Here is a 26,872-nt window from a genome sequence, read left to right as displayed (position 1 = left end):
TGCATAGCCCAGTCGACTTCGAACAGCTCCACACCCCGTCTGATCACGACCGTTGACCCCACACCATGGGTGTCCGGACTGCGGGGGGAAGGTCATCCATCGTGTGGAGTACGGCCCACCCACGCACCCCAACTCAACACACGGGGTTGGGTCAGCTGCCGGCAAGGCCGGTGCGGTAGGCGTAGACGACGGCCTGGACTCGGGTGCGCAGGCCCAGCTTCATCAGGACCCGGGAGAGGTGTGTCTTCACGGTGGCCTCGCCCAGGTACATCCGGGCGGCGATCTCGGCGTTGGTCAGGCCGTCGGCGAGCAGGCGCAGCACCTCCCGCTCGCGGGGTGTGAGCTGTTCCAGGCCGGGGTCGGCGGGTGCCGGCGGCTCGGTGCCGGCGAAAGCCGCGATCACCCGCAGCGTCACGGCCGGATCGAGCAGGCCGTGGCCGGCCGCGACCGTGCGGACCGCCTCGATCAGCTGCTCGGGAGGCGCGACCTTGAGGAGGAAGCCGCTCACCCCGGCACGCAGCGCCTCGGCGACGTACTCGTCCTCGTCGAAGGTGGTCAGCACGATCACTCTGCTCTCCGGGAAGTCGGCGACGATCCGGCGGGCCGCGGTGAGACCGTCCACCCGGGCCATCCGGACGTCCATCAGGACGACGTCCGGGCGGGTGCCCGCGACGAGCGCCGCCGCCTGGTCGCCGTCGGAGGCCTCGCCGACCACCTCGATGCCGGGTTCGCCGCTGAGCACCATCCGCAGCCCGACCCGGATCATGGCCTCGTCGTCGACCAGTGCCACCCGGATCACGAGGTCACCACGTCGCTGATCGGGAAGGTGGCCCGCACCCCGAAGCCGCCACCCGGCTCCGGCCCGGCGAGCAGCGTGCCCCGGAACAGGGACACCCGCTCGCGCATCCCGATGATGCCGTGACCGCCACCGCTCGTGTCGTCCGCGGCCAGGCCCGCCTCGTTGACCACCTCCACGGTCACCCGCTCGGCCGCGTAGCCGACCGTGACCGTGGTCGGCGCCGGCCCGTTGTGGCGCAGGACGTTGGTCAGTGCCTCCTGCAACACCCGGTACGCCGAGGCGTCCAGCAGCCGGGGCACCTCACCGCGCTCACCGGTCACGTCCAGCCTGACCGGGAGGCCGGCGGCGCCCACCTCGGCGATCAGCTCGTGCACCCGGGCCAGTGAGGGTTCGGGCGCCGGAGTGCCGGTGTTCGCGTTGTCCCGCAGGATGCCGACCAGCCCGCGCATCTCGGCCACCGACCGGCGGCCGAGTCGTTCCAGGTTCAGCACGACATCGCGGTGCAGGGGGTCGCTCAGCTGCCGGCGCAGCCCGCCGAGCTGCAGGGTGATCACGCTGACCGAGTGCGCCACGGCGTCGTGCACCTCGCGGGCGATCCTGGTGCGTTCGGCGGCCACGGCTGCGTACGCCGTACGCTCACGCTCCGCGTCCAAGGCCGCGGCAAGCCTCGTGAGCTCAGCCGCCCGCTCGCCGTTGGTCCTGCTCAGCACGCCCAGCAGGTAACCGGGCAGCAGGATGGCCGGCTGAAAGATCGCCTCCCAGAGTGACTGCCCGGCCAGCAGCGAGGTGACCACACCGGCCGCGACGGCGGCGCCCAGCACGAGCAGCGAGCGGGGCCGGGGCAGCCGCCAGCCCGCCCAGGCGGTGATGCCGATGAGCCCGATCAGGCCGGCGCCGCCGATGTCGGGCGCGCCGACCAGCAGCCCGAGCGGGAAGCAGGCCACCGCGGCCAGCGCGCCGGCGACCGGGAACCACGCGGCCAGCGCGATGCCGGCGCCGAGCAGCAGGCCGGGCGCCCAGACGGTGACCGCGCGCGCCGCGAAGGCCGCGTCGAGGTGCGCCTCGACGACCGCCAGCAGGCCCACGACCGGGCCGAGCAGCACCGGAAGGGCGCGGGCGGAGACCCTCATGCCCGGGATGCTACGAGGCACGATGCCGGTGGCGAGTCCGCCGAAAGACGGACCCGGTCAGTGCGCGACGGCGGACTCGGCGGCACCGGTCCCGGCGGCAGGGTTTCCGGCATGACGAACGAGACCTTCCTCTACCGCCTCGCCGGCGGCCTTCTGATCACCGGTCCGGCCCTCACCTTCGCAGGCATGCTCACCAGCCCCTCGCAGGACGGGCCGGGCACCGCCGACTACATCGCCTCGCTGGCCCGGGACGAGACGATGACCCAGGTGTCGGCGATGCTGCTGCACTACTCGAACATGCTCACCGGTCTCGGCCTGCTGGTGGTGCCGCTGCTGGTCCGCGGCGCGAAGGGCCGCCTGCTGACCCTGATCGGCACCCTCGCCGCCGTGCTCACCATGCTGAACATCTCCGGCGCGATCAAGGACGACTGGTGGCGCATGGTGATCGGCAACACGGTGCCGATGGACGTCGCGGTCCGGATCTCCGACGCGGTCGACAACAGCGCGCTGCTCAGCCCGTGGCGGGACGTGGCGATGCTCGGTTTCCTCGGGTTGCTGCTGCTCTACATCGGGCTGGCCCGGGCCGGTGTCCTCGGCTGGTGGGCGACGGGCGTCTATGTGGTCGCCCTGGTCGGCATGTTCACCGTCCCGGTGAGCCTGACCCTGGTGTACGGAGTGGTCTTCACGAGCCTGTTCGCGCCGTTGACGGTGGTCGGCGCCCGGGTGCTCGGGCGCTCCACGCTGCCGGAGCCGGTCCTGGTCTGAGATGGGAACGGCCACCGCCCACCCGGGCTGATCGGGTGAGCGGTGGCCGCGTTCAGGAGTGCGCCTCAGCTTTGGACGAACACCGAGACTGTACGGGCAGGGACGGTGAAAGTGCCGGTCGCCGTGGAGAACGACGCCGTACGGGTCGGCGCGTCGGCCGACGCCTGCTGGATCGGGTGCAGCGCCACCCTCTTGCCGGCGAGCGCGGTCACCTTCTGAGTGGCCGTCGACGGGGTGGCGTTGAAGACCACCGTCACCGACTTCCACTTCGGGTCGATGCCACGCGCGTCGATCGTCATGGTGATCACGCCGGCCGTCTCGTTCGCCCCGGAGAGCGGGAACGACAGCCGCTGCTGCACCTGCGCCGCCGTCGGCAGGCCGAACGCCGCTGTCGACTTCCGGATCCTGAGCAGCTCCCGGTACCGGTTGTCCGTGCCGTTGATCGCGGCACAGTCGGGGACCAGGGACTTGTCGGCGAGCAGGGGCTTCGCGTACGGGTACTTCGACTCGTTGTCCGCCTTCGGCGGCAGGCCCTTGCCGAAGCCGTTGCCCCGCGCGCAGTCCCAGATGATCTCGTTGAACCAGTCACCCGAGTTGTACGAGTTGCGGTCCAGCGACTTCGACCGCAGCCGCTCACTGCCCGTGGTCACAAAGCCCACGCCCTGGCCGAGCACCGTGGTGGCCAGCGCCACCGACTGTGCCCGCGCCCGGTCCGCGGCCGTGGTGGCCTGCGGCAGCTTGAACGCCAGCGAGTCGTACAGGATCTCGTTGTCGTGCGCGTCGACGTAGGTGATCGCCTCGCCCGGAGCCGCGTTGTAGCCGGCCGGTGAGCCGTTGTAGTCGACCTGGGAGCCGGTCACGACGTTGCCCGACGAGTCGGTGAAGGTGTAACCGGCCAGGTTGCCGGTCAGGCCCACCTTGATCAGGTCCTGGTAGTGCAGCAGGCGCGCCCTCTGCTCCGCCTCGGTCCCGTTGACCGCGTCACCGTTGGGCGCGCCGGCCAGACCGGACGCGAAGCCCTGGATCCGCGGGTTCTCGTCGAACGGCCCACCACCGCGAACCGCGTCCCGGAGCCGGTCGTTGAACGTGCCGATCCCGGTGCCCGCCATGTTGGCCTGGGTGGCCTGGACGAAGCGCGCGTTGTTCGCGACCTCGCCGAAGTTCCAGCCCTCGCCGTACACATAGATGTTCTTGCCGTCGACGCCGTCCTTGGCGAGCGTGAGCCTGTCCAGCGCCTTGCGCACCGCCAGGATGTTCTCCTTCGGGTGGTGGCCCATCAGGTCGAAGCGGAAACCGTCGACCTTGTACGCCTTCGCCCACGTGACGATCGAGTCGACCACGAGCTTGCCCATCATCGCGTTCTCCGGCGCGGTGTTGGAGCAGCAGGTGGAGTTGGCGACCGTGCCGTCCTCGAGCAACCGCTGGTAGTAACCCGGCACGACCTGGTCGAGCACCGACTTGGCATCGGTACCGGCGGCCGACGTGTGGTTGTAGACGACGTCCATCACCACGCGCAGGCCCGCCTGGTTGACCCCGGCGACCATCGAGCGGAATTCGCTGGTGCGCTTGGCCGGGTCGGCCGCGTAACCGCCCTCGGGGACCGTGTAGTGCAGCGGGTCGTATCCCCAGTTGTAGCCGTCGGTCGCGGCCACCTTCTCGACGCACGCCTGCTGCTGGTCCGAGTCGGCCGGGAACGAGGCCAGGTCGCACGGGGGCTGCTGCTGGTCGGCGCGCTTCTCCGGGATGGTGGCGAAGTCGAACGCCGGCAGCAGGTGCAGGTGGGTGACACCGGCGCCGGCGAGCTCGGCCAGGTGCTTCATCCCGGCGCCGTTCTTCTCCTCGAACGCGCTGAACGTGCCGCGTTTCGCGGCCGGCACTGTCGCGTCGGCGATGGAGAAGTCCCGGACCGACAGCTCCGAGATCTGGATCTTCGCCGGGGCCGTTGCGGCGGGCTTGCGCAGCCCGTCCCAGCCGGCCGGCTTCAGTGCCGCGTCGCCCAGGTCGGCGAACTGGCTACGGGTGGAGTCGGCGGCGAGCGCGACCGAGTACGGGTCGGTCACCGACGCCGTGACGACCTTCTGCGCGGCCGGCTGCCACGCGGTGACCCGGAACTTGTAGAACTCGCCCTTCTTGACCCTGGTGGAGGACCAGACGCCGGTCCGGTCGTCGCGGGTCATGCCGCTCACCGTCGCGGTCCCGCCGGTGCCGGCCGCGTAGACCTCCAGCTCGACGTCGCGCGCGGTGGGCGCCCAGACCGACACCCGGTTGCCGACCGGCCCGAGCGTCGCCCCGGTGGCCGCCGAGTAGACGTCGTCGAGCACGCCGGAGAGCTGGACACCGGTGGCGGCGAGAAGCTTGCCGGTGGCGTCCCGCTCGGTCACGACGACCTGACCGCGCAGGATGTCCTTGACGTTGCCGGAGGTGAGCCCGAACGCGTTGTACTGCCACAGGTGCGGGAACTTCTCCCGCTGGGCCTCGGTGAGACCGGTGCGCCGGGCGTCGAGCCGCACGGACGTGTAGTCGCCGGTCAACTCGCCGTTCGCGACACCGATCCCGCCGTCCGGGGAGTGGACCAGGTCGTAGACCTTGCCGTCGGTGCCCGCACCGACCGGCTCGAGCGTGCTGCCCACACCGGTCTTCCAGGCCACCGTGCCGCGGTCGATCCAGACCGCCCGCGACTTGGCCACGTCGATCTCGCCCACCCCGGCCGCGGTCTTCACCAGCGGCAGCAGACGGGTCTCCTGACCCGCGAGCAGCCACACCTCGCGGCCGGCCTTGCCGAAGTCGAGCGACTGGTCGGCGGGCAGGTCCTTGGTGTCACCGTTGTGGATGATGTAGCTCAGCGACGTCGCGCCCTCCCTGAGCGGCACCTCGAACACCGCGCCGTACGAGTCGATCCGCGCCGGAAGCAGCGGGCTCGCCCAGTCGGTCGGGTTGGCGGCGCCCTCCCAGACGTGCAGGCCCCAGCCGTCGTAGTTCCCGTCGGCCTTGCGCCAGTGGATGACCGCCTTGTTCGGGTCCTGCGCCGGGTCGGGCTCGCCGGTGGCAGCCTGCCGCGTCGGGTAGACCTTCGCGTCGCCCTGCTTGAGCCAGATCTCCGGGTTGTCGGTCACGTTGATCGTCCGGTCGGCGTCGACGTCCTTGACACCGTCCTTGTTCACCACGATGAACCCGACACTCTTCGCGCCCGGCTTGAGCTTCACGTACGCGAACCGGCCGTAGGGGTCCTCACCCACGAACGGCTGCCCGTTCGGCCACGTGGTCGTCATCGACGGGTCGACGTCACCCCAGACGTAGAGGCCCCAGTCGTCGTAACCGCCGGCCGGCCGCTGGTAGTGCACGACCGCGTAACCGGCGCTCGAGGTGGCCTCCGGCGTGGCGACGGTGGTCGTCGAGGTCGAGGACGCGAGTCGTCCCTTGCTGTCGCGCACTACTGCCTTGTACCGCACCTGAGTGTTTCCGGCCAGCCCGGTCAGGTCGTGGTAGACCCGGTAGGGCGCCTTGTCGGCGGTGCCGAGCAGCTTCCACTCGCCGTTTCCGGCCTGCGCCGCGAAGGTGACCGTGGAGAGCGGGTCTCCGGTCGTTTCCGCAGTGACCTCGACGCGCGTGGCGGCCGTTGCCGGCGTGCTGATCTTCACGGAGGGATTTGTCGCCGACGCCGGAATTGTACCGCCTTTGTAGACCGTGGCCGACAAAGCGGGCACCGTGACGGTGACCTTGCCGTCGACCGGCGTGACCGCCCCGGTAACACCGTAGATACCGGTGAAGGCGGCGGCCGACGAGACCGGGAACGTGACAGTCTGCGGCGTGGTCGCGTTGTTCACCGCCACCACGTACTCGGTGCGGGACTTCGTGTCGATCCGGGACGCCGCGAAGACACCCTGGCCCTCGGCGCCGTACCGGGTCACCTGCACGCCGTTGACCAGCGCCGGGTTCGCCTTCCGGAGCTTCGCCAGGGCGGCGACGGTCCGGTAGACCGGGTGGGACGTGTTGTAGTTGTCCACCGCGTGGGTGCTGTCGGTGCCGATCAGGTCGTCGTCCAGGTAGTCCGCGGACTTGCTGGCGAACAGGTCCTGGCGGGCGTCCTTGTCGCCGCCCGGACCGGTGAAGCCCTGCTCGTCACCGGAGTAGACGACCGGCTGGCCGCGGGTCAGGAACATCAGCTCGTGCGCGAGCTGGTCACGCTTGAGCTGGGTGTCGGCGGTGGCCGCGGCAGCGATGAACGAGCCGATGCGGCCCATGTCGTGGTTGCCGAGGAACGTCGGCAGGCGGTCGGCGCCGGTGTCCCGGGCGGTGTAGAGGTCGTCCTTGGCGTACAGGGCGGAGAGCGCCGAGGCCGGGCTGTTTCCGGTGACGAAGCCTCGCGCGGCCTCCTGGAAGGAGAAGTCCAGGGTGGCGGGGAGGCCGCCACGGCGTACGTATGTGGACTGGATCTCCTGGTCGGCGCTGTAGACCTCGCCGAACATGAAGAAGTCGTCCTTGCCGGCCCGGTCGGCGGCCTTCTCGATGCCGGGCGCCCACTGCTGCCAGAACTCCAGGTTGGAGTGCTTGACGGTGTCCAGGCGGTACCCGTCGATGCCGGTGTCCCTGATCCAGTCGGCGTAGATCTCGGTCATGCCGCGCACGACCTCGGGACGCTCGGTGAACAGGTCGTCGAGGCCGAAGAAGTCGCCGTACTCGCTGTTCTCACCGGCGAACGTGGAGTCGCCTCGGTTGTGGTACATGTTCACGTCGTTCAGCCAGCCAGGCACCTTAACCGACTTGTCCGATTTTTCATTGAAAGTCGGTGTGTAGGGGTAGGAGCTGGCGTTCGTGGACGGGAAGTCGGAGGACGACGCGTAGTTGCGGTCCTCGAACGGCTGCCCGTCGGTGTCCACATAGGGCGAGTCCGACTTATCGATATAAGTGTACTCATCCTCCGCGTACTTGATGACGTCCGCGGTGTGGTTGACGATGATGTCCAGGTAGATCTTGAGGCCGCGCTGGTGCGCGAGCTTGACCAGCCTCTTCAGGTCCGCGTTCGTGCCGAAGTGCGGGTCCACCTGGGTGAAGTCGGTGATCCAGTAGCCGTGGTAACCGGCCGAGACGTCACTGCCGGTGCCCTGCACCGGGCGGTTCTTGAAGACCGGCGCGAGCCAGATGGCCGTGGTGCCCAGACCCTGGATGTAGTCCAGGCGGTCGATCACGCCCTTCAGGTCGCCGCCGTGATAGAAGCCCTTGTCCGCCGGGTCGTGCCCGGTGGACAGCCGGTCGCCGGAGAGCCCGCCCTTGTCGTTGCGGGTGTCGCCGTTGGCGAACCGGTCCGGCAGGACGAAGTAGAACTGCTCGTTCTTGGCCGGCTCGTCGGAGCCCCACTTCGCGATGACCGCGGCGGAGGGCTCGCTCGGCGCCGCGGCGGCCGGAGCGGCGGCCGGCACCGCGATCAATGGCAGGAAGAGGCTGAGCAGCGCGGCGCCCAGCCTCCGATGACGGTGTAGGGGTTTGCTCGGTGCCACGGGGTGCACCCCTCCGATTCGGTGGTATCGGCGGAAATCGAGTGTGGTATATGTCTAGTGATCGGGGAACCGGAAAAAACTCCGACTGGGGTGCCATCGAAGGGCGCCACCATCGAAGATCGGTTGTATCGTCCCTGTTGCCGGGACGTTAGCAAGGACTTCCATGGAATGGAAGACCTTTCAGTACCATGCCGACCGTACAACCGACCAACTAGAGTGAGAACCATGCGTGCGCGAATGGCCGACATCGCCAAACAGGCTCAAGTCAGTGAGGCGACGGTGTCGCGTGTCATTAATGACCGCCCCGGTGTCTCCGCCGAAACGAGGCAGGCGGTCCTGACCGCACTCGACGTCCTCGGTTACGAACGACCGGAACGGTTGCGCAAGCGCAGCGCCGGCCTCGTCGGCCTGGTCGTCCCCGAGCTCGACAACCCGATCTTCCCCGCGTTTGCCCAGGTCATCGAGTCGAGCCTGGCGCAGCACGGCTACACGCCGGTGCTCTGCACCCAGTCACCCGGCGGTGTCACCGAGGACGAGTACGTGGAGATGCTCCTCGACCGCCAGGTCTCCGGCATCGTCTTCATCTCCTCCCTCGCCGCCGACACCACCTCCGACCGCTCGCGTTACCAGCGGCTGCTCGACCGGCCGCTGCCGATCGTGCTGGTGAACGGATATGCGGCAGGACTGGAAGCGCCTTTCGTCTCCTGCGACGACCGGCTCGCCGGCGACCTGGCCGTCACGCACCTGGTCGCGCTCGGCCACCGCCGGATCGGCCTGATCTCCGGCCCCAACCGGTTCATCAACACCCAGCGCAAGCTGGAGGGCTACCGCGCCGCCATGCGCCGCGAGACCGGTGCCGGCGACGCCGATCTGGACGACTGGACCTCGCTCACGCTGTTCGGTGTGGAGGGCGGCGAGGTGGCCGCGGAACGGCTGCTCGCCCGGGGCGTCACCGGCATGATCTGCGCCTCCGACATGATGGCGCTGGGCGCGATCCGGGCCGCCCGGCGCCGTGGGCTGCGGGTTCCCGAGGACGTCTCGGTGATCGGCTTCGACGACTCCGCGCTGATCCCGTTCACCGACCCGCCGCTGACCACGCTGCGCCAGCCGGTCACCTCGATGGCCGTGGCCGCCGTCCGCTCCCTGGTCGACGAGATCAACGGGCACGGCGCGCCGCACTCGGAATACCTTTTCCATCCCGAGTTGGTGGTCCGTAACTCCACGGCGATCGCTCCGGTGCGCACCGGCGTCCCGGTCGCCACACCCGCCGCCTGACGAACTCGTAATGGGCGGCCCGGCTCGGGCCGCCCATTGAGAGAGCGTTCTCTGTGCACGAGCACAGGCATGAAAAAACCCCGGAATCCGTTCGTGAACGGATTCCGGAGCAGTTCTTTTAATTCAGCCCTTGGTGCCGCCCGCGGTAAGCCCGGAGACGAGATGCCGCTGGGCGAAAAGGAATACGATTCCGGCCGGGACGGTGACGAGCACGGCGGCCGCGGTGAGATATTCCCACTGCGGATTGAACTGCGGCACGAACTGCTGCAGGCCGTACGCCAGGGTGAACCTGTTGTCGGTCTGGATCAGTGCGGAGGCGTACGCCACCTCACCCCAGGCGGTCAGGAAGGTGTAGAACCCGGTCACCGCGATGGCCGGCCGCGCCAGCGGCAGCACCACCCGGTAGAACGTGCGGAACGGACCGCAGCCGTCCAGCGACGCCGCCTCGTCGAGCGAGGTCGGGATCGAGTCGAAGTACCCCTTCAGCATCCAGGCGCAGAACGGCACCGCGATGGTCAGGTACGCGATCACCAGCGCCGGCAGCGTGTTGACCAGGCCCAGGCCAGCCATGATCGTGTAGATCGGGACGATCAGGATGGCCACCGGGAACATCTGGGTGACCAGGAAGACCATCATCAGCGGGCGGCGTCCCGGGAAGTTGAACCGGGACAGCGCGTACCCGGTGGTGGCCGAGCAGAAGATGCCGATCACCATGGTCAGCGCCGCAACGATCACCGAGTTCAGGAACCAGGTCGGGAAGTTCGTCTCGAACAGCACGTACTCGTAGTTGGCCAGCGTCGGGTCCTTGACCAGCGTGATCTCGGTGCTCTGCACGGCGTACCCGGGCTTGAACGAGGAGAGCAGCACCCAGACGATCGGCCCGATCGCGATCAGCGACGCCACGATGAGCGTGCCGTGCAGCAGCACCGACATGCCGATCGACCGCTGGCCGCGGCGCGGCTTGTTGACCCGCGCCGGACGGTCGGGGACCACCGGGGCGGCCTCTGCCAGAGCCATCTGGGTCACGTCACCACACCTCGCCTTGCTTGCGCAGCACCCGCCGGTAGAACACCGAGAAGATGAGCAGGATCGACAGGATCAGCACGCCGTACGTGGAGGCGAGCGAGTAGTTCCGGAGGCCCTCGAAGGCTGCCCGGAACGCGCCGGTCACCAGGATCTCGGTCTGCCCGGCCGGCTGGCCCTCGGTCACCAGGAAGATGATCGGGAACATGTTGAAGGTCCAGATCGTCCCGAGCAGGATCACCGTCATGCTGACCGGGCGCAGGCCCGGCAGGGTGATGGCGCGGAACCGCTGCCACGGCGTCGCGCCGTCGATCTCGGCCGACTCGTAGAGCTCCTCGGGAATGGCCTGCAGGCCGCCGAGAATGGCCACCATCATGAACGGGACGCCCAGCCAGATGTTGGTGAGCGTGGCGACGAACAGCGCCGACCACCGGTCCGAGAACCAGGCGACCGAATCGAGGCCGACCGCGTTGAGGACCGAGTTGACCAGGCCGAGGCGCTCGTTGAAGAGGAACTTCCAGGCGAACGCGCTGATGAAGGCGGGCACCGCCCACGGCAGCACGAGCAGCACCCGGTAGAGGCCGCGGAACCGGAACTGCCGGTGCAGCATGACGGCCAGTCCGAGCCCGAGGCCGTAGTGGAACGTCACGCCGGCCACGGTCCAGATCAGGGTGTTGCTCGCCCACATCCAGAACTCGCCGACCTTGCCGGTCAGCACGCTGACGTAGTTGTCCAGCCCGACGAACGACCAGGCGTTCGGGTTGTCCTTGCAGACCTCGCCGCCGGTGATGGACTTGGTGCAGATCTCGGCCAGCTGGTTGGCCTCGGTCTGGTTGGTGAACGACAGCCAGACGCCGTTGACCAGGGGATAGAAGATCAGGACCGCCATCACGACGACGACGGGCACGACCATCGCCCAGGCGGACCAGTGCTTGTCCCAGCTACGCCGCAGCCTGGGCAACATGGGTGTGACAGTGGTCATCTGTGAGGCTCCAGGAGAGGGGCGGGCGCCGGCCGGAGCCGGCGCCCGCAGACGCGTCAGGAGGCGGAGTACGCCGGGACGACCTCGGTCTTGTACTTCTCAGCGACCGCGTCGAGCGACGCCTTCGGGTCCTTGTTCTGGATCAGAACCTCGGTGGCCATCTGGTCGAGCGGGCCGAAGAACTGGCCGCCCTCCGGGATCCACGGGCGGCTCGCGGCGGCCTCGGCCACCGGCTTGAACGCCGACACGACCGCGTTGTTCTTGACCGCGTCCAGCTCGTACGCCGACTTGCGGGTGGGGAGCAGGCCCAGCTTCTCGGCGAGGAACGCCTGCGACTCTGCGGAGTTGAGGTACTTCACGAACGCGACGGCGGCCGGTGCCTTCTCCTGCGGGACGCCGGACCAGATCACGTAGTTGTGGCCGCCGATCGGCGCGGCCGCCTTGGCGGAGCCGGCCGGGACCGCCGCGATGCCGAGGTTCTCGATGCCGCCGAAGGTCGGGGCGGACTTGATGTTGTTGACCTCCCACGGGCCGTTGATGATGAAGGCGACCTTCTTCTCCTTGAAGAGGGTCATCATCGTGCCGTACGAGTCGGTCGCCGACGGCTTCACCGAGGCGCCACTGTCGATCAGGTCCTTGGCGATCTTCAGACCGGCGACGTTCTGCTCGGAGTTGACGGTGATCTTCTTGCTCGCCGTGTCGACCAGGTCGCCGCCCTCGCCGTACATGAACGGCAGCGTGAAGTAGCCGGCGGCGTTGACGTAGAGGCCGTCCACGCCGGTCTTCGACTTGACGGTCTGTGCGGCCGTCTTCAGCTCGGCCCAGGTCTTCGGCACCGCCACACCGGCCTTCTCCACGAGCTCCTTGTTGTAGAGCAGGGCGAGGCTGTCGGTGACCTGCGGTACGCCGTACGTCTTGCCGTCGAACTTGTTGGAGGCGAGCGGCGCCTCGAGGTAGTCGGCCTCGTCCGCGAGCAGCTCGGAGCCGTCCAGCGCGTACAGGTGACCCAGGGACGCGAACTCCGGCACCCAGGCGACCTCGGCGCGCAGGATGTCGGGCGCACCGGTCTTGGCCTGCGCGGCGGTCTTGAACTTGTTCTGCGCGTCAGCGAACGGCACCGACTGGTAGTTGATCTTGACGTTCGGATACGTCTGGTTGAACTTGGTGATCAGTTCCTTGAACGCCGGGCCCTCGTTCTTGGCGTCCGAGGTGTCCCACCACGTGAGTTCGGCGGAGAGGGAGGCCGGGTCGACCTTGGCCGCCTCGGTGTTCTCCTCCTTCTTGTCGCCACCGCAGGCGGCGACGGAGAAGGCGAGAGTCACGGCGGCCAGGGCGGCGATTCCCTTGGTTATGCGACGCATGTTGCGCTCCTTGATGACCTGCTGGGGTATCGGGCGGACATTAGCAAGAAGTTTCTTGCTTAGAAACCCCTTGCGAACCAACTTGCAACAGGACCGCCGGAGGAACGCGAACGATCCGGACTAAGCGGGCGGCAAATGGCCCGCTAGCTGCCGTTCTGTGACCTTGAGACGCGCGCAGGACGCAGGCTTGCAACGCATCCGTCATGGAAGTAGTTGCAGGAACCGCCCCGGCTCGCGGAAGAACATCATCAGGGTGATGCGCGCCGCTTGCAACTTCTTTCACCAACTACAGAAGGAGTTGGCATGGTCTGCATGCCTCTTACCGCTCAGCCGACCAGCCGGTTCAGATCACGCAGGAGTTCGGAAGCAACGACGGGGTCTAGCTCGCCGAACGTGCGGGTGGTGCCGTGCAGGGTCACGACGTCGAGGCGCTGCTCGGGAAAGAAGTCCGGCTCGCCGACCACGATGCCCGGATCCAGCCCCAGCGAGATCTCCACACCGTCCACCGGCGTCGTCGAGACCCGCCCCTGCACTCCACCGTCCTGTGGGGACTCCCGCCGCCAGCCCCTGCCCTCCAGGCCGAGCACCGCACTGGCCGGCACGACCCGGTCCCGGACGCGGGTGAGCTCCGAACCGGACGCCTCCGCCTCGGTCAGCGCCGCCGTCTCGCGGCCCAGCTGCGGAAACGGTTGCAGGATCTGATAGTCGGCGAAGACCTCGGACCAGGCGTGCCGGTCCTCGCCCAGGTGCAACGGATGCACCAGTCCGACCACCGCGCCGCCGGGCAGCGAGACGGTCTCGTCGTCCACATCGGCGAGCGTGCCGTCCTCGGCCACCCGCATCGCGCCGACCAGTGCGCCGGCCGTGTCGAACCGGCCCCAGAGCAGACGCCGCGACAGGTTGCGGACCAGCGGCTGCGTCATGAAGAAGCGCTCGAACTCGGCCGGTGTCCAGCGCCGCCCGGTCACCATGGCCCGTTCCAGCCGGCGGATCTGATCGCCGGCGACCGAGCGCACCTCTTTCTTGAGCGCCGCGAAACGCTGGTGGGCGGCCGATGCCAGAACGGGATCGTCCTGCACTCCTGGCTTCGGCAGCGCTTTCAGCCGCTTGCCCGCCGCGTCGGTCACGAACGGCCGCAACTGCTCGTCGAAGCTCACCACGAACGAGCGCCGCCCGTAGTCCAGCGTCAGGGCGCCGTCCACCGACAGCCCGAAGTCGGGCACCAGCCGGTCGGCGAGCTGCTCGGCGGTGAGCCCCAGCCCGGCGGCCACCTCGGTGACGGTCTCGCGGGCGGCGGCCTTGAGCGTCTTGAACTTCGAACGCTCCGCGATCCCGCTGAGTTGCATCAGCGCCACGTCGGTGCCGATCTCGGCGAGCACCCGCACGCCGGTGACCGCCCGCGCACTCCCGCCCTCACCCGGCCACGCCAGAATCCGAGGCGTCAGCCGCCGCACCGTCTCGTCATCACCGACCAGCCCCAGCACGTCCAGCACCCAGCCGTGCTTCCCCTCGGCACCGTCGGCCAGCCAGCCCTCGAACAGCCCCCACCCGAACCTCGCCAGATCTGCCGGTTCGAACGCCGCCCGCACGACATCAACACCGGGATAGGGCTCCCCCGGCCTCCCCAGCGCGAACACCATCGCCAGATCCCGGATCGCATCCGGCGGCAGCACACCACCGCCACGCAGCCGGACCGGAGGCAGCAGCCCCGGGTCCACCCACTCGGGCAGCGCCGGCACCCGGGCCGGCAGGATTTCCAGCGGGTCGGTTGCCGCCAGGGTCTCGATCACCGCGGCGGCGGCTGGGCCGTATTCCTTCGCTGCTTCGGACAGTGCCTCGCCGTGGCCGGCCGTAACCAGGGCGAGCAGCGCGGCCTCCGCCTGCTGGCGTGATGCGCCCGCCGGGCCGAGGGCGCGCGGCACCAGCACTCGCGCCGCCGCGGCCGGATGACGGTCGAACCAGGCGAGCGCGGCTGCCCGGGCGCGCTTGAGGCGGCCCAGCCACTCGGCCATCAGCACCGGGATCTCCGGCGCCGTGAACGGCTGGAGCAGCTCCGCGACCTCGGCCGGAGCACGTGGGGCGAGCGTCAGCAGCGGCGGCAGCGCATCCGCCCCGAAGCGGGCGGCGATCCTGCGCATCCAGCGGCCGCAGTCCCAGGAGGTGCCCGGCTGCCAGCCGGCGAGCAGCGGACCGGCCAGATCCTCCGGCGCGCCGACGAAGAACTCCACCGACTCCCGGGCGCCCTTGGGCTCGCCGTGCCGCAGCCGCTCGGCGGCCCGTGTCCAGTCCCCGGCACCGTACGGACTGAAGCCGACCGCGTCCCACGCCTCGCGCTCGCCCTCCGCCCACTCCACCGCGACCGGAACCGGAAGCGGGGTCAGCGGGATCACGGGTGGCGGGACCGGCTTCCGGCGACGCCGCCACGGCGGATCCACGAGTAGCGGCGGCAACGCCTCCGTCGGCGCGAAAGTCAACGTGGTGCCGAGATCGAGGATCTCCCGGATCCGGGCTGCCGCGGCACCGTCGAGCTCGGGCAGGACTTGAGCGGCGAGCGACGTGTCGGCCAGCACCCGCGCCCGCAGCAGATCGCTCACTCCCGGCCGCTCGGCCGAGGTCGCAAGCAGCCGCAGCCCGCGGGCCGGGAACCGCTCGGCCATCTCGATCAACGCGGGCCGGACGTGCCGGTGGCTGAGTCGCTCGATCAGCCCGCGCATCGCCGCGTCCTCCGGGAGGACCGTGATCAGGGACAGCAGCTCGCGCCGCCGGTCCGCCCGGGTGGCCGGGACCCGGTCCATCCAGTCCAGTAGCAGGCCGGTCGCGGCCGCCGGCCCGACGCCGTCGACAACGGTGGCACTCAGGCCGGGCCAGTCGACAGCCAGCGACCCGCCCGCAGCTCGCGCGGCCTCGGCCTGCTCGGGTGTGCCGATCGCTGCCAGCAGGCGGGACGCTCGGCCGGAATCGGGCTCGGTGAGCGCCTCGGTCCAGTCGTGTGCCACCCAGTCCCGCTCCGACGGCGCAAGCAGGGAGGTGGCGCATCGCTGGTAGACGCCGGCGTCACGGTAGGTGGCGAGGGCGGCCACGACGTCAGCGTGCACATCGTCGGTGACCGTGGCGAGGGCCGCGCGCACGCGCAGGAGCACCAGCAGGGCGGGGTCGAAGAACGGTGCCATCCCGCGGGTCTCGCCCAGGCGCCGGTGTCGCACGCCGACTGTCTCGGTGCCGTCGCGACGGATGGCCCGGTGCAGTTCGCGGTTGCCCTCGGCGACCAGGGCCAGGGAGAACAACTCGACGGCCGCCTCGGCGGCGAACAGCACACCCCGCTCGGCCAGCCAGAGGTCGGCGGACCAGGGATGGTTCACCGTCGTCTGCCAGTCCATCAGCTGGGCGGCCAGGGCGACGGCGGCCGCGCCGGCCGGTGGGGCCGCCGGGTCGCGGCCCCACCACGCGATTGCCGCCTCGCGCACGGCCGGGTCGGTGAACTCGCTGAAGATCACGCCCGGCACGAAGCCGGGGATGGCCCGCAGAAGCCCGTCGACGACCTCCCGCGCCCGTGGGTCGGGCGTCACCGGCCGGGCACCCGCGCCGCCACGGCGCGGGTGCAGCTGGGATGACCAGGGCTCGGGGAGCACGAACGACATGGGCGGCAGGTTATCGCCCGGCTAAGACACTTTCGAGGTCAGCGGGGCACGACCTTCTCGACCGCCCACTGGCGCCAGTTGTCGAGCTTGTGCTGGACGGTGGCCAGCTGCTCCTGCACCGGACCCGGGCCGGTCGAACCCGGCGTCGTGCGGGCCGCGAGCGCCGAGGACACCGAGAGGACCTGCCGGACCGACGGGTCGAGGTGTTCGCTGATCGTCTTCAGGTCGTCGTCGGTGACGTCCTCCAGCTCGCACTCGCGCGCGGAGCAGAGCGCCACCAGCTTGCCGGTGATCTCGTGGGCGTCACGGAACGGCACACCCTTGCGGACGAGCCAGTCGGCGACCTCAGTGGCGAGCGAGAAACCCACTGGTGCCGCGGCCGCGAGCCGGTCCACGCGTACGGTCATTGTGGAGATCATGCCGGCCAAAGCCGGCAGCAAAAGCTCCAAGGTGTCCACCGCGTCGAAGGCCGGCTCCTTGTCCTCCTGCATGTCCCGGTCGTAGGTGAGCGGGAGTCCCTTGAGCATGGTCAGCACCGCGACCAGGCCGCCGACCAGCCGGCCGCTCTTGCCCCGGGCCAGCTCGGCGATGTCCGCGTTCTTCTTCTGCGGCATGATCGACGAACCGGTGGCGAACGCGTCGTCCAGCTCCACCCAGCCGAACTCGGTGGAGGTCCAGAGCACGACCTCCTCGCCGAGGCGGGACAGGTGCACACCGACCAGCGCGGTGACGAAGAGGAACTCGGCCACGAAGTCCCGGTCGGCGACCGCGTCCATCGAGTTCGGCGCCGGCGCGGTGAAGCCCAGTTCCTTCGCGACCGCCGCCGGGTCCAGCGGCAGCGACGAACCGGCGAGCGCGCCACTGCCCAGGGGGCTGATCGCGGTCCGGGTGTCCCAGTCGCGCAGGCGCTCCAGATCACGCAGCAGCGGCTGCACGTGGGCGAGCAGCCAATGACCGAAACTGACCGGCTGCGCGTGCTGCACGTGGGTCATGCCCGGCGCCGGGGTGTCGACGTTGCGGGCGGCCTGCTCGGTGAGCGCATCCGCCAGTTCGATCAGTGCGACGGCCACGCCGCGAGCGTGATCCCGCAGGTAGAGGCGTAGGTCGGTGGCAACCTGGTCGTTGCGGGACCGGCCGGCGCGCAGCTTGCCGCCCAGCGCGCCGAGACGCTCCAGCAGACCCCGCTCCAGCGCGGTGTGCACGTCCTCGTCCTCGATCGTCGGCCGGAACTCACCAGCCGCGCAGGCCGACGCCAGGTCGTCGAGGGCGGCCAGGATCCGGCCGAGCTCGTCCGCGTCGAGCAGCCCCGCGTTCGCCAGCACGCGGGCGTGCGCCCGCGACGCGAGCAGGTCGTAGGGCGCGAGGCGCCAGTCGAACTGCACGCTGACGCTCAGCCGGGCCAGCGCCTCCGCCGGGCCGCCGGCAAACCGTCCGCCCCACAGCCGGGTTGGCTCCTCAGTCACTTCGCTACTCACCCTTCGCACCCTATCTTCGGTCCGGTCACTCTTCTTCAAACCCCTGATTCGACCCGGATAGGGTCGTTTGCATGAGCAGCCTTGACCTCACCGGCGACGTCGTCCACCTCACCCGTGCCATCTGTGACATCCCCTCGGTCAGCGGGAACGAGAAGCGGCTGGCGGACGAGGTCGAGGCGGCCCTGCGCGAGCACGCCCACCTCGAGGTGCTCCGCGACGGCGACGCGGTCGTGGCGCGCACCCGTCTCGGCCGGGGCACCCGGGTGGTGCTGGCCGGGCACCTGGACACCGTGCCGATCGCCGACAATCTGCCGGTCACCACGACCGGGTCCGGCGACGACGAGGTCATGCACGGCCGAGGCACCGTCGACATGAAGGCCGGAGTGGCCGTCATGCTGCACCTCGCCGCCACGCTGACCTCCTCCCGCTACGACGTCACCTATGTCTTCTACGACCACGAGGAGGTGGCCGCGCGCCTCAACGGCCTCGGCCGTCTCGTGCGCAACCACCCCGACTGGCTGGCCGGGGACTTCGCGATCCTCGGCGAACCCTCCGACGGCACTGTCGAGGGCGGCTGCCAGGGCACCATGCGCGTGAAGATCACGGTGCCCGGTGTGGCCGCGCACGCCGCCCGCTCGTGGCGGGGCAGCAACGCCATCCACAGCGCCGGCGCCGTGCTCGACGTGCTCCGGGCGTACGAGCCGCGGCAGCCGGTCGTCGAGGGCCTGCGCTACCACGAGGGCCTCAACGCCGTGAAGATCGAGGGCGGCATCGCCGGCAACGTCATCCCGGACCTGTGCACCGTCTACGTCAACCACCGCTTCGCGCCCGACCGAGACGTCGCCACCGCCGAGGCACACCTGCGCGAGGTCTTCGCCGGCTTCGACCTGGAGGTGGTGGACGCCGCTCCCGGCGCCCGGCCCGGCCTCGACCAGCCGGCCGCCAAGGAGTTCGTCGACCTGGTCGGCCGGACTCCGCAGCCCAAGCTCGGCTGGACCGACGTCGCCCGGTTCGCCGGCCTGGGCATCCCCGCGGTGAACTACGGGCCCGGGGACCCGCTGCTCGCGCACACCGACGGTGAGCACGTGCCGGTCCCCGAGATCCGCCAGTCGCTGCGGGTCCTCCGGTCCTGGCTGAGCTAGCGCGCGGCCTCGCGGGCGATCGTGCCGGGCGTCGCGTACATGTGCGCGAACGCCCGGGCCTGCTCGCCCGTCCAGAGCGACGACCCGTGTCCGTAGACGACACCGGACCGGGTCGCGGCGTCCAGCAGGCTGAACGGGCTCTTGCTGCCCAGCGGCACGATGTTGCCCTTGTGCAGCAGCACGCGCACGGTGCCGGTCACCCGGGACTGGCTGGAGTCCAGGAACGCCCGGAAGTCGTCCATGATCGGGTCGAAGTAGACGGCCTCGTGGAGCAGGTCGCCGTACGTGTTCCCGAGCGTCGCCTTGGTCGCCTGCTGCCGGTTGGAGAGCACCAGCTTCTCCAGCTCGCGGTGGGCCGCGATGAGGATCAGCATGCCGGGCGCCTCGAAACCCACCCGGGCCAGGTTGCCGACCATGGTCGAGCCCATGTGGATGCCGCGCCCGATCCCGTGCTCGCCGCCGAGCACGTTGAGCGCCCGCAGGATCGCGTAGTTCGGCGCGCCGTCGCCCGTGCCGGAGATCGGGTCGCCGGCCGCCGTCGTGGCCGAGACGACCTCGCCCTTGGAGAACGAGAGCAGCAGCTCGACGCCCTTCTCCGGAGCCGCGTCGATCGACTTCGTGTACGTCCAGGCCTCCTCGGGCAGGTACTCCCAGGAGCCGTACGTCTCCTCGCCGCCGATCGACGTGCCGATCAGTCCCTCGTTGATCGAGTACTTCTTGATCTTCTCGCTGACCTGGTAGCCGCGCTCGCGCAGGAAGTCGGTCTCCTCCTCGCGGGTCCGCCGTTCGTCGCGGACCGGCGTGACGATCTCCAGCTGGGGCGCCAGCGCGCGGATCACCGCGTCGTAGCGGACGTGGTCGGCACCGGCGCCGGTCGAGCCGTGCGCGATCGCGTCCGCGCCGACCTCCAGGGCCACCTCGACGACCTTCTCCGCCTGGATCAGCCGCTCCGCGCCCACGCACGACGGGTAGGCGCCGTTGCGCAGGTAGTTCGCCTTGATCGCGTACGTGATCACGCGCTCGTACAGCTCCGCGCGCGCGTCGACGACGTGGTGCTCGACCGCGCCCAGCTCCTCGGCCCGTGCCCGGACGGCCTCGCCCTCGCCGCTGTGCAGGCCGCCGGTGTCGATGTTCGCGGTCACCACGTCCCAGCCCTGCTCACGGAACGAGACCAGGAGGTACGAGGTGTCCAGCCCGCCGGAGAAGGCGAGAACGATCTTGCGCTTGGTCATTGCGGGATTTCCTAACGGGAGCGTGGGGTCTCGAGGATCGGCACATACGTCTTGCCGTCCTTCACGTGACCGGGCGGCAGGACATGGAAGTCGCAGCGACCCGCCTCGATGTCCTTCTGCATCGCCCGCTGGCGATCGTAGTCGAACGGATCGAGCAGGAAGGTCGGCTCGGGCAGCTCACCCCCGGCGGGCAGGGTGAGGTCGCTCTGATAGACGAACGAGCCCGGCGAGGTGTGGAACGGGACGGTGGCGACCAGGATCTTCAGCGCGCCGAACTCGGTGTGCACCTTGAGCGCGCTGTTGTCGTACTGCGTGATGCCGTCCAGTTTCTGCGCGCGGTAGGCGGAGAGTGCCAGTGCCTTGGCCGCCTTGCCGAGGCCGACGGCCGGCATCAGCGACCACAGCGACCAGCCGACCCAGCGGCCGGGCTCGGCCGAGGGCGCCGCGCAGTAGCCGCCGACCGGCACCGGCCCGCGGTATCCACTGGCCCGCATGTCGGCCTGCACCTTGCGCAGCAGCTGCTTCACGTCGGTGTCGAAGCGGAACGTGGACCGCTCGACCATCGCGGCGAACTCGTCCTGCGGCAGGCTCGCGATCAGGGCGGCGGCCGGCATCAGGATCAGGTCGACCATCACCCACTGCGGCATCGGGATGCCCCGGTCACCGAACGCGATGCCGTTGATCACGTTGAAGTGGTTGAGGAACTCCCGGATCGACCAGTCCTTCTCCGCGGTGTCGGTGAAGTCGAGCCAGGTGAGCGGATGGCCGTACGGCTTCTCGTTGAGGTGCGGGCGCAGCGTCTCGTTGGAGGCGAGGAAGAACTCCACCCCGTGTCCGACCAGCGTGCCGGTGTGGTCGGCGAAGTCCGGGAACCGGGACTCCACCGCGGGTGTGAAGGTCATCAGCGGCTCTCCTCACGATGTTCGGTGTCCGACCTGCTCCAGTTGCCGAGTTTCTCGGCCAGTGCCGCGCCCGAGTCGGGCCCGGCGTCCCGCGCCACCACGAATATCGTGTCGTCACCGGCTATCGTGCCCACGACGTCCGACAGGCCGGACCGGTCCAGCGCACTCGCCAGGAACTGCGCGGCGCCCGGTGGCGTACGCAGAACGGCGATGTTCCCGCTCGAGTCCACCCCGGTGAGCAGCTCCCGCAGCAGCCGGATCAGCCGCGCCGGGCCCTGGCCGGTGGTCTCCCGCAGCGGCCGGTGCCCGTCCTCGGGGATGTAGTAGATCCCGCTCACCTTGACCGCGTTCAGCTCCTCCAGGTCCCGGGAGAGCGTCGCCTGAGTGACCTGCACGCCCTCGTTGGCGAGGATGTCGGCCAGCTCGGTCTGCGACCGGACCCGCCGGCTGCGGATCAGGTCGACGAGACGGGCGTGCCGTCCGGCGCGGGTGACCGGGGAGCTCATCGTTCGTTCGCCGCCAGGAGCCAGGTGAGCAGCGCCTTCTGCGCGTGCAGCCGGTTCTCGGCCTGGTCGAAGACGGCGCTCTGCTGCCCGTCGATCACCTCGTCGGTGATCTCCTCGTTGCGGTGCGCCGGCAGGCAGTGCAGCACGATCGCGTCCGGTGCCGCGACGGCCAGCAGGTCCTTGTTCACCTGGTACGGCCAGAACGGGGTGAGCCGGTCCTTGCCGTCGTCCTCCTGGCCCATCGACGTCCAGGTGTCGGTCGCCACCACGTGCGCGCCGTCGGCCGCCTCGCGGGGGTCGCGCAGCATCTCGACCGAGCCGCCGGTCCACGCCGCGATCTCGGCGGCACGTCCCACCACGGCCGGCGCCGGGTCGAACCCGGACGGCCCGGCCACCCGGACGTGCATGCCGGCCATCGCACCGGCGATCAGGTAGGAGTGGGCCATGTTGTTGGCGGCGTCGCCCACGTACGCCAGCGTCCGCCCGGCCGTCCCGCCGAACCGCTCGCGGATCGTGAGCAGGTCGGCGAGAAGCTGACACGGGTGGTACCCGTCGCTGAGCGCGTTGATCACCGGAACACCCACCCCGGTGGCCAGCTCGGCGAGCCGCTCGTCGCCGTGGGTGCGGTAGACCATGGCGGCCACGTACCGCGAGACCACCCGGCCGGCGTCGGCGAGGCTCTCACCACGGCCGAAGTGCGTGTTCTGCGAGTCGACGATGATCGGCTGACCGCCCAGCTCGGCGATGCCGGCCTCGAACGAGAGCCGGGTGCGCAGGCTGGCCTTGTCGAAGAAGACGGCGACCGAGCGGGGACCCGCGAGAGGTGTGTACCCGAACCGGTTCGCCTTCATCTCGGCGGCCAGGTCGAGGATGTCCGACTGCTCCTGCGGGGTGAGGTCGTCGTCGCGGAGGAAGTGGCGCAGGGTCAACGGAAACCGTCCAGGGCAGCGATCAGGGCGTCCGCCTGATCGGAGGAGATGATCAGGGGCGGTGCGAGCCGGATGACGTCCGGCTTGGCCGGGTTGACCAGGAAACCGGCGTCGCGCAGCTTCGCGGCCAGGTCGGCGGAGACCGGCTCGCTGAGCACGATGCCGAGCAGCAGGCCGGCACCGCGCACGTGGTCGATCAGCGGGTGGCCGAGACCCTCGATGCCCCGGCGCAGCTGCTCGCCGATCCGCTTGACGTGGTCGAGCAGGCCCTCGCCGGCGATCGTGCGGATCACCGCGAGACCGGCGGCGCAGGAGACCGGGTTGCCGCCGAACGTGGTGCCGTGCGACCCGGGCTGGAGCAGGTCGGCGGCCGGGCCGAACCCGATGCAGGCGCCCAGCGGCAGGCCACCGCCGAGACCCTTGGCGAGCGTCACGATGTCCGGCTCGACGCCCTCGCTCTGGTGGTGGAACCAGTGCCCGGTGCGCCCGATGCCGGTCTGCACCTCGTCGAGGGCGAGCAGCGCGCCGTGCCGCGTGCAGATCTCGCGGGCCGCGGCCAGGTAACCGGCGGGCGGGACGACGACGCCGTTCTCACCCTGGATGGGCTCCAGGATCACCATGGCCGTCTCGTCGGTGACCGCGGCCTCCAGTGCGGCGACATCCCCGTACGCGATATGGGTGACCTCGGGTGGCAGCGGCCGGAACGGGTCCGCCTTGGCCGGCTGCCCGGTCAGCGCGAGCGCTCCCATCGTCCGTCCGTGGAACGCGCCGTCGGTCGCCACCACGTGGGTCCGCCCGGTCAGCCGGGAGATCTTGAAAGCGGCCTCGTTGGCCTCGGCGCCGGAGTTGCAGAACAGCACCCGCCCGGAGCGCCCGGCCAGCGCCAGCAGCAGGTCGGCGAGGGCGACCGGCGGCTCGGAGATGTAGAGGTTGGAGACGTGCCCCAGCTGCTGGATCTGATGGGTGACCGCGGCGACCACGGCGGGGTGCGCGTGACCGAGGGCGTTGACCGCGATGCCGCCGAGGAAGTCGACGTACTGCTTGCCGTCCTCCGCGGTGAGCACCGCGCCCTCGCCCTTGACCAGGCCGATCGCCGGCGTGCCGTAGTTGTTCATCATGGACGCCTGCCAGCGTTCCACGAGGCTCATGAGGGGACCACCATGGTTCCGAATCCTTCTTCCGTGAAGACTTCGAGCAGGGTCGAGTGGGCGACCCGGCCGTCGACGACGTGCGCGGCTGGCACTCCCCCGCGGACCGCGCGCAGGCAGGCCTCCATCTTGGGCGCCATCCCGGACTCCAGTCCGGGGAGCAGCTTCTCCAGCGCGTCGGCGTCGATCTCGGTGGTCAGCGACGAGGTGTCCGGCCAGTTCGTGTAGAGACCGGGCACGTCGGTGAGCACGACGAGCTTGCGGGCGCCGAGCGCCACCGCGAGGGCCGACGCGGCGGTGTCCGCGTTGACGTTGTGCAGCACACCGTCGGCGTCCGGCGCCACCGTGGCGATCACCGGGATCCGGCCGGCGGCGATCAGGTCGTCCACCGCCGAGGTGTGCACCTGGTCGACGTCGCCGACCTGCCCGATGTCGACCGGCTCGCCGTCGATCACCGCCTGCCGGCGTACCGCAGTGAACAGGCCCGCGTCCTCGCCGGAGAGGCCTACCGCGTACGGCCCGTGCTGGTTGATCAGGCCGACCAGCTCGCGGCCGACCTGCCCGGTGAGCACCATCCGGACGACGTCCATCGCCTCCGGGGTGGTGACGCGCAGCCCGCCGCGGAATTCCGAGGAGATGCCGAGCCGCTTGAGCATCCGGCTGATCTGCGGGCCGCCGCCGTGCACCACGACCGGCTTGATGCCGACGTGGCGCAGGAAGACCATGTCGGCGGCGAACGCGCTCTGCAGCTCCGGGTCGATCATGGCGTTGCCGCCGTACTTGATCACGACCGTGGTGCCGTGGAAACGCTCCAGCCACGGCAGCGCCTCGATCAGGATCGCGGCCTTCTCCCCCGGCGTGGTCACGACGAGTACGCCGAGTTCTCGTGGACGTACGCGTGCGACAGATCGGTGGTCCAGATCGTCGCGCCCATCTCGCCCTCGTGCAGGTGCACGGTGATGGTCACGTCCCGCCCGGACAGGTCGACCTTCGACCGGCCCTCGGCTGCCGCGCCGCCCCGGCACACCCACACGTTGTTCACCGCCACGTCGACCCGGTCGGGCTCGAACGCCGCGCTCGTGGTGCCGACCGCGGCGAGGATGCGCCCCCAGTTCGGGTCGTTGCCGAACAGCGCCGTCTTCACCAGGTTGTTGCGGGCCACCGTGCGCCCGACCTGCACCGCGTCGGCCTCGCTTGCCGCGCCCGCCACCTCGATGGCGATGTGCTTGGTCGCGCCCTCGGCGTCGCCGATCAGCTGCTGGGCCAGGTCGTGGCAGACGTCGGTGACCGCCTCGGTCAGCTCGGCGAGCGACGGCTGCCGGTCGGAGGCGCCGCTGGCGAGCAGCAGGACCGTGTCGTTGGTCGACATGCAGCCGTCCGCGTCGATCCGGTCGAACGTGAGGCGGGTGGCCTCGCGCAGCGCCGCGTCGAGGGTCTCGTTGTCGGCCGAGGCGTCCGTGGTGATCACCACGAGCATGGTGGCGAGCGCCGGCGCGAGCATGCCCGCGCCCTTGGCGATCCCGCCGACCGACCAGCCGTCGCGCTGGGCCACCGCGTTCTTGGCAACCGTGTCGGTGGTCATGATCGCCTCGGCCGCTTTACCGCCGCCATCGACGGCCAGCGCCTTGGCGGCCGCGTTGACGCCCGGCAGCAACCTGTCCATCGGCAGCAGCTCGCCGATCAGACCGGTCGAGCAGACCGCCACGTCACCCGCGCCGATCATCATCGGCTTGGCGCCGCCTCGTAGCACCGAAGCGGTGTGCTCGGCGGTCGCGTGGGTGTCACGGAAACCCTGCGAACCCGTGCACGCGTTGGCGCCACCCGAGTTCAGCACGACCGCGCGGACGATGCCGCCCTTGAGCACCTGCTGGCTCCAGAGCACCGGCGCGGCCTTCACCCGGTTGCCGGTGAAGACAGCGGCCGCCGTGTAGTCGGGACCGTCGTTGACGACCAGGGCGACGTCGGCGTTGCCGCTGGCCTTGAGACCGGCGGCGACGCCCGAGGCCCGGAAGCCCCTCGGCTGGGTAACGGTCACGGGGCGACTCCGAACACCGACAGGCCCGTGGTCTCGGGCAGACCGAACATGATGTTGGCGACCTGCACGGCCTGCCCCGCGGCACCCTTGCCGAGGTTGTCCAGCGCACTCACCACGATGATGCGGCCCGAGTCGATGTCGACCGTGGCCTGCAGGTGGCACGAGTTGGAACCGGAGGTCGCGGCGGTGTGCGGCCAGGTGCCCTCGGGCAGCACGTGCACGAAGGGCTCGGTCTCGTACGCCGCCAGCAGCGCCTCGCGCGGGTCGCCGCCGTTGAGCCGCCGGGCGGTCACGGTGGCCAGGATGCCGCGCGGCATCGGCGCCAGGATCGGCGTCATCGACAGCGTGCTCGCCCCGGTGGCCTGCTTGATCTCGGCGACGTGCTGGTGGGCCCCCACCTTGTACGGCGAGAGGTCGCCCATGATCTCGCTGGCCAGCAGGCTCACCCTGGCGTTGCGCCCGGCACCGGACGTGCCCGAGCTGGCGACCACCACAACGTCCTCGGGGTCGGCGACGCCGGCGGCGATCAGCGGGGCGAGCGCCAGGGTGATCGTGGCCGCATAACAACCCGTGTTGGCGACCCGGTCGGAGGCCGCGATCGCCGACCGCGCGCCGGGCAGCTCGGGCAGTCCGTAGGTCCAGGTGCCGGCGTGCCCGCCACCGTAGTAGCGGGTCCACTGCTCGGCGCTCTCCAGCCGGAAGTCGGCGCCGAGATCCACCACCCTCACACCGGACGGCAGCTGTGCCGCCACGGCCGCGGACTGCCCGTGCGGCAGCGCGAGGAACACCAGGTCAGCACCGCTGAGCGACTCGGCGTCGGTGGAGCCGAGCGTCAGGTCCAGACCGGCGAGCTGCGGGTGGACGGCACTGACCGCGGAGCCCGCCTGGCTGTGCGCGGTCGCCGCCACGAGCTCGAACTCGGGGTGCCCGGCGAGCAGGCGGAGCAACTCACCCCCCGCGTAACCACTCGCTCCCGCAACCGCGACCCGGATTCCCATACCTACCTCCGCATGACTATGCAGAGCACCGTATCAA

General features: G+C 70.1%; 19 protein-coding genes. 3 read left to right on the top strand and 16 right to left on the bottom strand.

What is annotated here, in order from left to right:
• Nucleotides 1–151: 151 nt before the first annotated feature.
• Both AB0M02_RS20635 and AB0M02_RS20630 read right to left on the bottom strand, forming a co-directional pair.
• Nucleotides 152–799: a response regulator transcription factor gene (locus tag AB0M02_RS20635; protein WP_364228935.1), complete on the bottom strand. Its 648-nt coding sequence runs from the start codon at nt 797–799 to the stop codon at nt 152–154.
• Nucleotides 796–1,929: a histidine kinase gene (locus AB0M02_RS20630; protein ID WP_364228933.1), complete on the bottom strand. Its 1,134-nt coding sequence runs from the start codon at nt 1,927–1,929 to the stop codon at nt 796–798. The genes AB0M02_RS20635 and AB0M02_RS20630 overlap by 4 nt, the downstream gene beginning before the upstream one ends.
• A 111-nt stretch (nt 1,930–2,040) precedes the next feature.
• Between AB0M02_RS20630 and AB0M02_RS20625 the strand changes: the two genes are divergently transcribed.
• Nucleotides 2,041–2,694, top strand: coding sequence for a hypothetical protein (locus tag AB0M02_RS20625; protein ID WP_364228931.1), 654 nt, complete (start codon nt 2,041–2,043; stop codon nt 2,692–2,694).
• Between the two features lie 65 nt (nt 2,695–2,759).
• Here the strand turns inward: AB0M02_RS20625 and pulA are convergent, their stop codons facing one another.
• The gene (pulA, locus tag AB0M02_RS20620) at nt 2,760–8,189 is read right to left on the bottom strand and encodes a pullulanase-type alpha-1,6-glucosidase (protein ID WP_364228929.1); all 5,430 of its coding nucleotides are present in this window, start codon (nt 8,187–8,189) and stop codon (nt 2,760–2,762) included.
• 225 nt (nt 8,190–8,414) lie between these two features.
• Here pulA and AB0M02_RS20615 point away from each other — a divergent pair, with 225 nt between their 5' ends.
• Complete coding sequence (locus AB0M02_RS20615; protein WP_364228927.1) at nt 8,415–9,464, top strand: LacI family DNA-binding transcriptional regulator; 1,050 nt, start codon at nt 8,415–8,417, stop codon at nt 9,462–9,464.
• Between the two features lie 123 nt (nt 9,465–9,587).
• Here the strand turns inward: AB0M02_RS20615 and AB0M02_RS20610 are convergent, their stop codons facing one another.
• The 5 genes from AB0M02_RS20610 to argH all read right to left on the bottom strand — a co-directional run bounded on the left by AB0M02_RS20610 (nt 9,588) and on the right by argH (nt 17,943).
• The gene (locus AB0M02_RS20610) at nt 9,588–10,397 is read right to left on the bottom strand and encodes a sugar ABC transporter permease (RefSeq protein ID WP_364228972.1); all 810 of its coding nucleotides are present in this window, start codon (nt 10,395–10,397) and stop codon (nt 9,588–9,590) included.
• Between the two features lie 94 nt (nt 10,398–10,491).
• Entirely contained in the window at nt 10,492–11,451 is a 960-nt protein-coding gene (locus tag AB0M02_RS20605) for a sugar ABC transporter permease (RefSeq protein ID WP_364228925.1), read from the bottom strand.
• Between the two features lie 74 nt (nt 11,452–11,525).
• Nucleotides 11,526–12,830, bottom strand: a complete 1,305-nt coding sequence (locus tag AB0M02_RS20600) for an extracellular solute-binding protein (protein WP_364228923.1) — start codon at nt 12,828–12,830, stop codon at nt 11,526–11,528.
• Between the two features lie 326 nt (nt 12,831–13,156).
• Nucleotides 13,157–16,468, bottom strand: coding sequence for a DUF4132 domain-containing protein (locus AB0M02_RS20595; RefSeq protein WP_364228922.1), 3,312 nt, complete (start codon nt 16,466–16,468; stop codon nt 13,157–13,159).
• Between the two features lie 38 nt (nt 16,469–16,506).
• Nucleotides 16,507–17,943 (bottom strand): argininosuccinate lyase, encoded by a 1,437-nt coding sequence (gene argH / locus AB0M02_RS20590; RefSeq protein WP_364228920.1) that lies wholly within the window; start codon nt 17,941–17,943, stop codon nt 16,507–16,509.
• Between the two features lie 71 nt (nt 17,944–18,014).
• Between argH and dapE the strand changes: the two genes are divergently transcribed.
• Nucleotides 18,015–19,085: a succinyl-diaminopimelate desuccinylase gene (gene dapE / locus AB0M02_RS20585; RefSeq protein WP_364228918.1), complete on the top strand. Its 1,071-nt coding sequence runs from the start codon at nt 18,015–18,017 to the stop codon at nt 19,083–19,085.
• On the opposite strand, the gene argG is transcribed toward dapE, so the two are convergent.
• The 8 genes from argG to argC are packed head-to-tail and all read right to left on the bottom strand — an operon-like array spanning nt 19,082 to nt 26,835.
• Nucleotides 19,082–20,317 carry an argininosuccinate synthase gene (gene argG / locus AB0M02_RS20580; RefSeq protein ID WP_364228916.1) on the bottom strand — a complete coding sequence of 412 codons (1,236 nt, stop codon included), beginning with the start codon at nt 20,315–20,317 and terminating at the stop codon, nt 19,082–19,084. The two genes, dapE and argG, sit on opposite strands and share 4 nt — an antisense overlap.
• An 11-nt stretch (nt 20,318–20,328) precedes the next feature.
• Nucleotides 20,329–21,219, bottom strand: coding sequence for a hypothetical protein (locus AB0M02_RS20575; RefSeq protein ID WP_364228914.1), 891 nt, complete (start codon nt 21,217–21,219; stop codon nt 20,329–20,331).
• Nucleotides 21,219–21,725 (bottom strand): arginine repressor, encoded by a 507-nt coding sequence (locus tag AB0M02_RS20570; RefSeq protein ID WP_364228912.1) that lies wholly within the window; start codon nt 21,723–21,725, stop codon nt 21,219–21,221. Before AB0M02_RS20570 ends, AB0M02_RS20575 begins: the two co-directional genes overlap by 1 nt.
• Entirely contained in the window at nt 21,722–22,654 is a 933-nt protein-coding gene (gene argF / locus AB0M02_RS20565) for an ornithine carbamoyltransferase (RefSeq protein WP_364228910.1), read from the bottom strand. Before argF ends, AB0M02_RS20570 begins: the two co-directional genes overlap by 4 nt.
• Complete coding sequence (locus AB0M02_RS20560; protein WP_364228908.1) at nt 22,651–23,802, bottom strand: acetylornithine transaminase; 1,152 nt, start codon at nt 23,800–23,802, stop codon at nt 22,651–22,653. Before AB0M02_RS20560 ends, argF begins: the two co-directional genes overlap by 4 nt.
• The gene (gene argB, locus AB0M02_RS20555; RefSeq protein WP_364228906.1) at nt 23,799–24,668 is read right to left on the bottom strand and encodes an acetylglutamate kinase; all 870 of its coding nucleotides are present in this window, start codon (nt 24,666–24,668) and stop codon (nt 23,799–23,801) included. The genes AB0M02_RS20560 and argB overlap by 4 nt, the downstream gene beginning before the upstream one ends.
• Entirely contained in the window at nt 24,665–25,837 is a 1,173-nt protein-coding gene (gene argJ, locus AB0M02_RS20550) for a bifunctional glutamate N-acetyltransferase/amino-acid acetyltransferase ArgJ (protein ID WP_364228904.1), read from the bottom strand. The genes argB and argJ overlap by 4 nt, the downstream gene beginning before the upstream one ends.
• Nucleotides 25,834–26,835 (bottom strand): N-acetyl-gamma-glutamyl-phosphate reductase, encoded by a 1,002-nt coding sequence (gene argC, locus AB0M02_RS20545; protein WP_364228902.1) that lies wholly within the window; start codon nt 26,833–26,835, stop codon nt 25,834–25,836. The genes argJ and argC overlap by 4 nt, the downstream gene beginning before the upstream one ends.
• Nucleotides 26,836–26,872: the final 37 nt, after the last annotated feature.

Source organism: Actinoplanes sp. NPDC051861, from assembly GCF_040681145.1.
Taxonomy (GTDB): Bacteria; Actinomycetota; Actinomycetes; order Mycobacteriales; family Micromonosporaceae; genus Actinoplanes.
Note: the sequence above shows the minus strand (reverse complement) of the source record. Positions and strands in the feature narration are given on the sequence as shown.

What these genes read in the sequence shown, in the direction of transcription:
- AB0M02_RS20605 (WP_364228925.1), bottom strand. Translation starts at nt 11,451, where the DNA reads ATGTTGCCCAGGCTGCGGCGTAGCTGGGACAAGCACTGGTCCGCCTGG.
- AB0M02_RS20610 (WP_364228972.1), bottom strand. Translation starts at nt 10,397, where the DNA reads ATGTCGGTGCTGCTGCACGGCACGCTCATCGTGGCGTCGCTGATCGCG.
- AB0M02_RS20595 (WP_364228922.1), bottom strand. Translation starts at nt 16,468, where the DNA reads ATGTCGTTCGTGCTCCCCGAGCCCTGGTCATCCCAGCTGCACCCGCGC.
- dapE (WP_364228918.1), top strand. Translation starts at nt 18,015, where the DNA reads ATGAGCAGCCTTGACCTCACCGGCGACGTCGTCCACCTCACCCGTGCC.
- AB0M02_RS20630 (WP_364228933.1), bottom strand. Translation starts at nt 1,929, where the DNA reads ATGAGGGTCTCCGCCCGCGCCCTTCCGGTGCTGCTCGGCCCGGTCGTG.
- AB0M02_RS20560 (WP_364228908.1), bottom strand. Translation starts at nt 23,802, where the DNA reads ATGAGCCTCGTGGAACGCTGGCAGGCGTCCATGATGAACAACTACGGC.
- AB0M02_RS20600 (WP_364228923.1), bottom strand. Translation starts at nt 12,830, where the DNA reads ATGCGTCGCATAACCAAGGGAATCGCCGCCCTGGCCGCCGTGACTCTC.
- AB0M02_RS20615 (WP_364228927.1), top strand. Translation starts at nt 8,415, where the DNA reads ATGCGTGCGCGAATGGCCGACATCGCCAAACAGGCTCAAGTCAGTGAG.
- AB0M02_RS20625 (WP_364228931.1), top strand. Translation starts at nt 2,041, where the DNA reads ATGACGAACGAGACCTTCCTCTACCGCCTCGCCGGCGGCCTTCTGATC.
- AB0M02_RS20575 (WP_364228914.1), bottom strand. Translation starts at nt 21,219, where the DNA reads ATGACCTTCACACCCGCGGTGGAGTCCCGGTTCCCGGACTTCGCCGAC.
- argG (WP_364228916.1), bottom strand. Translation starts at nt 20,317, where the DNA reads ATGACCAAGCGCAAGATCGTTCTCGCCTTCTCCGGCGGGCTGGACACC.
- AB0M02_RS20570 (WP_364228912.1), bottom strand. Translation starts at nt 21,725, where the DNA reads ATGAGCTCCCCGGTCACCCGCGCCGGACGGCACGCCCGTCTCGTCGAC.
- argC (WP_364228902.1), bottom strand. Translation starts at nt 26,835, where the DNA reads ATGGGAATCCGGGTCGCGGTTGCGGGAGCGAGTGGTTACGCGGGGGGT.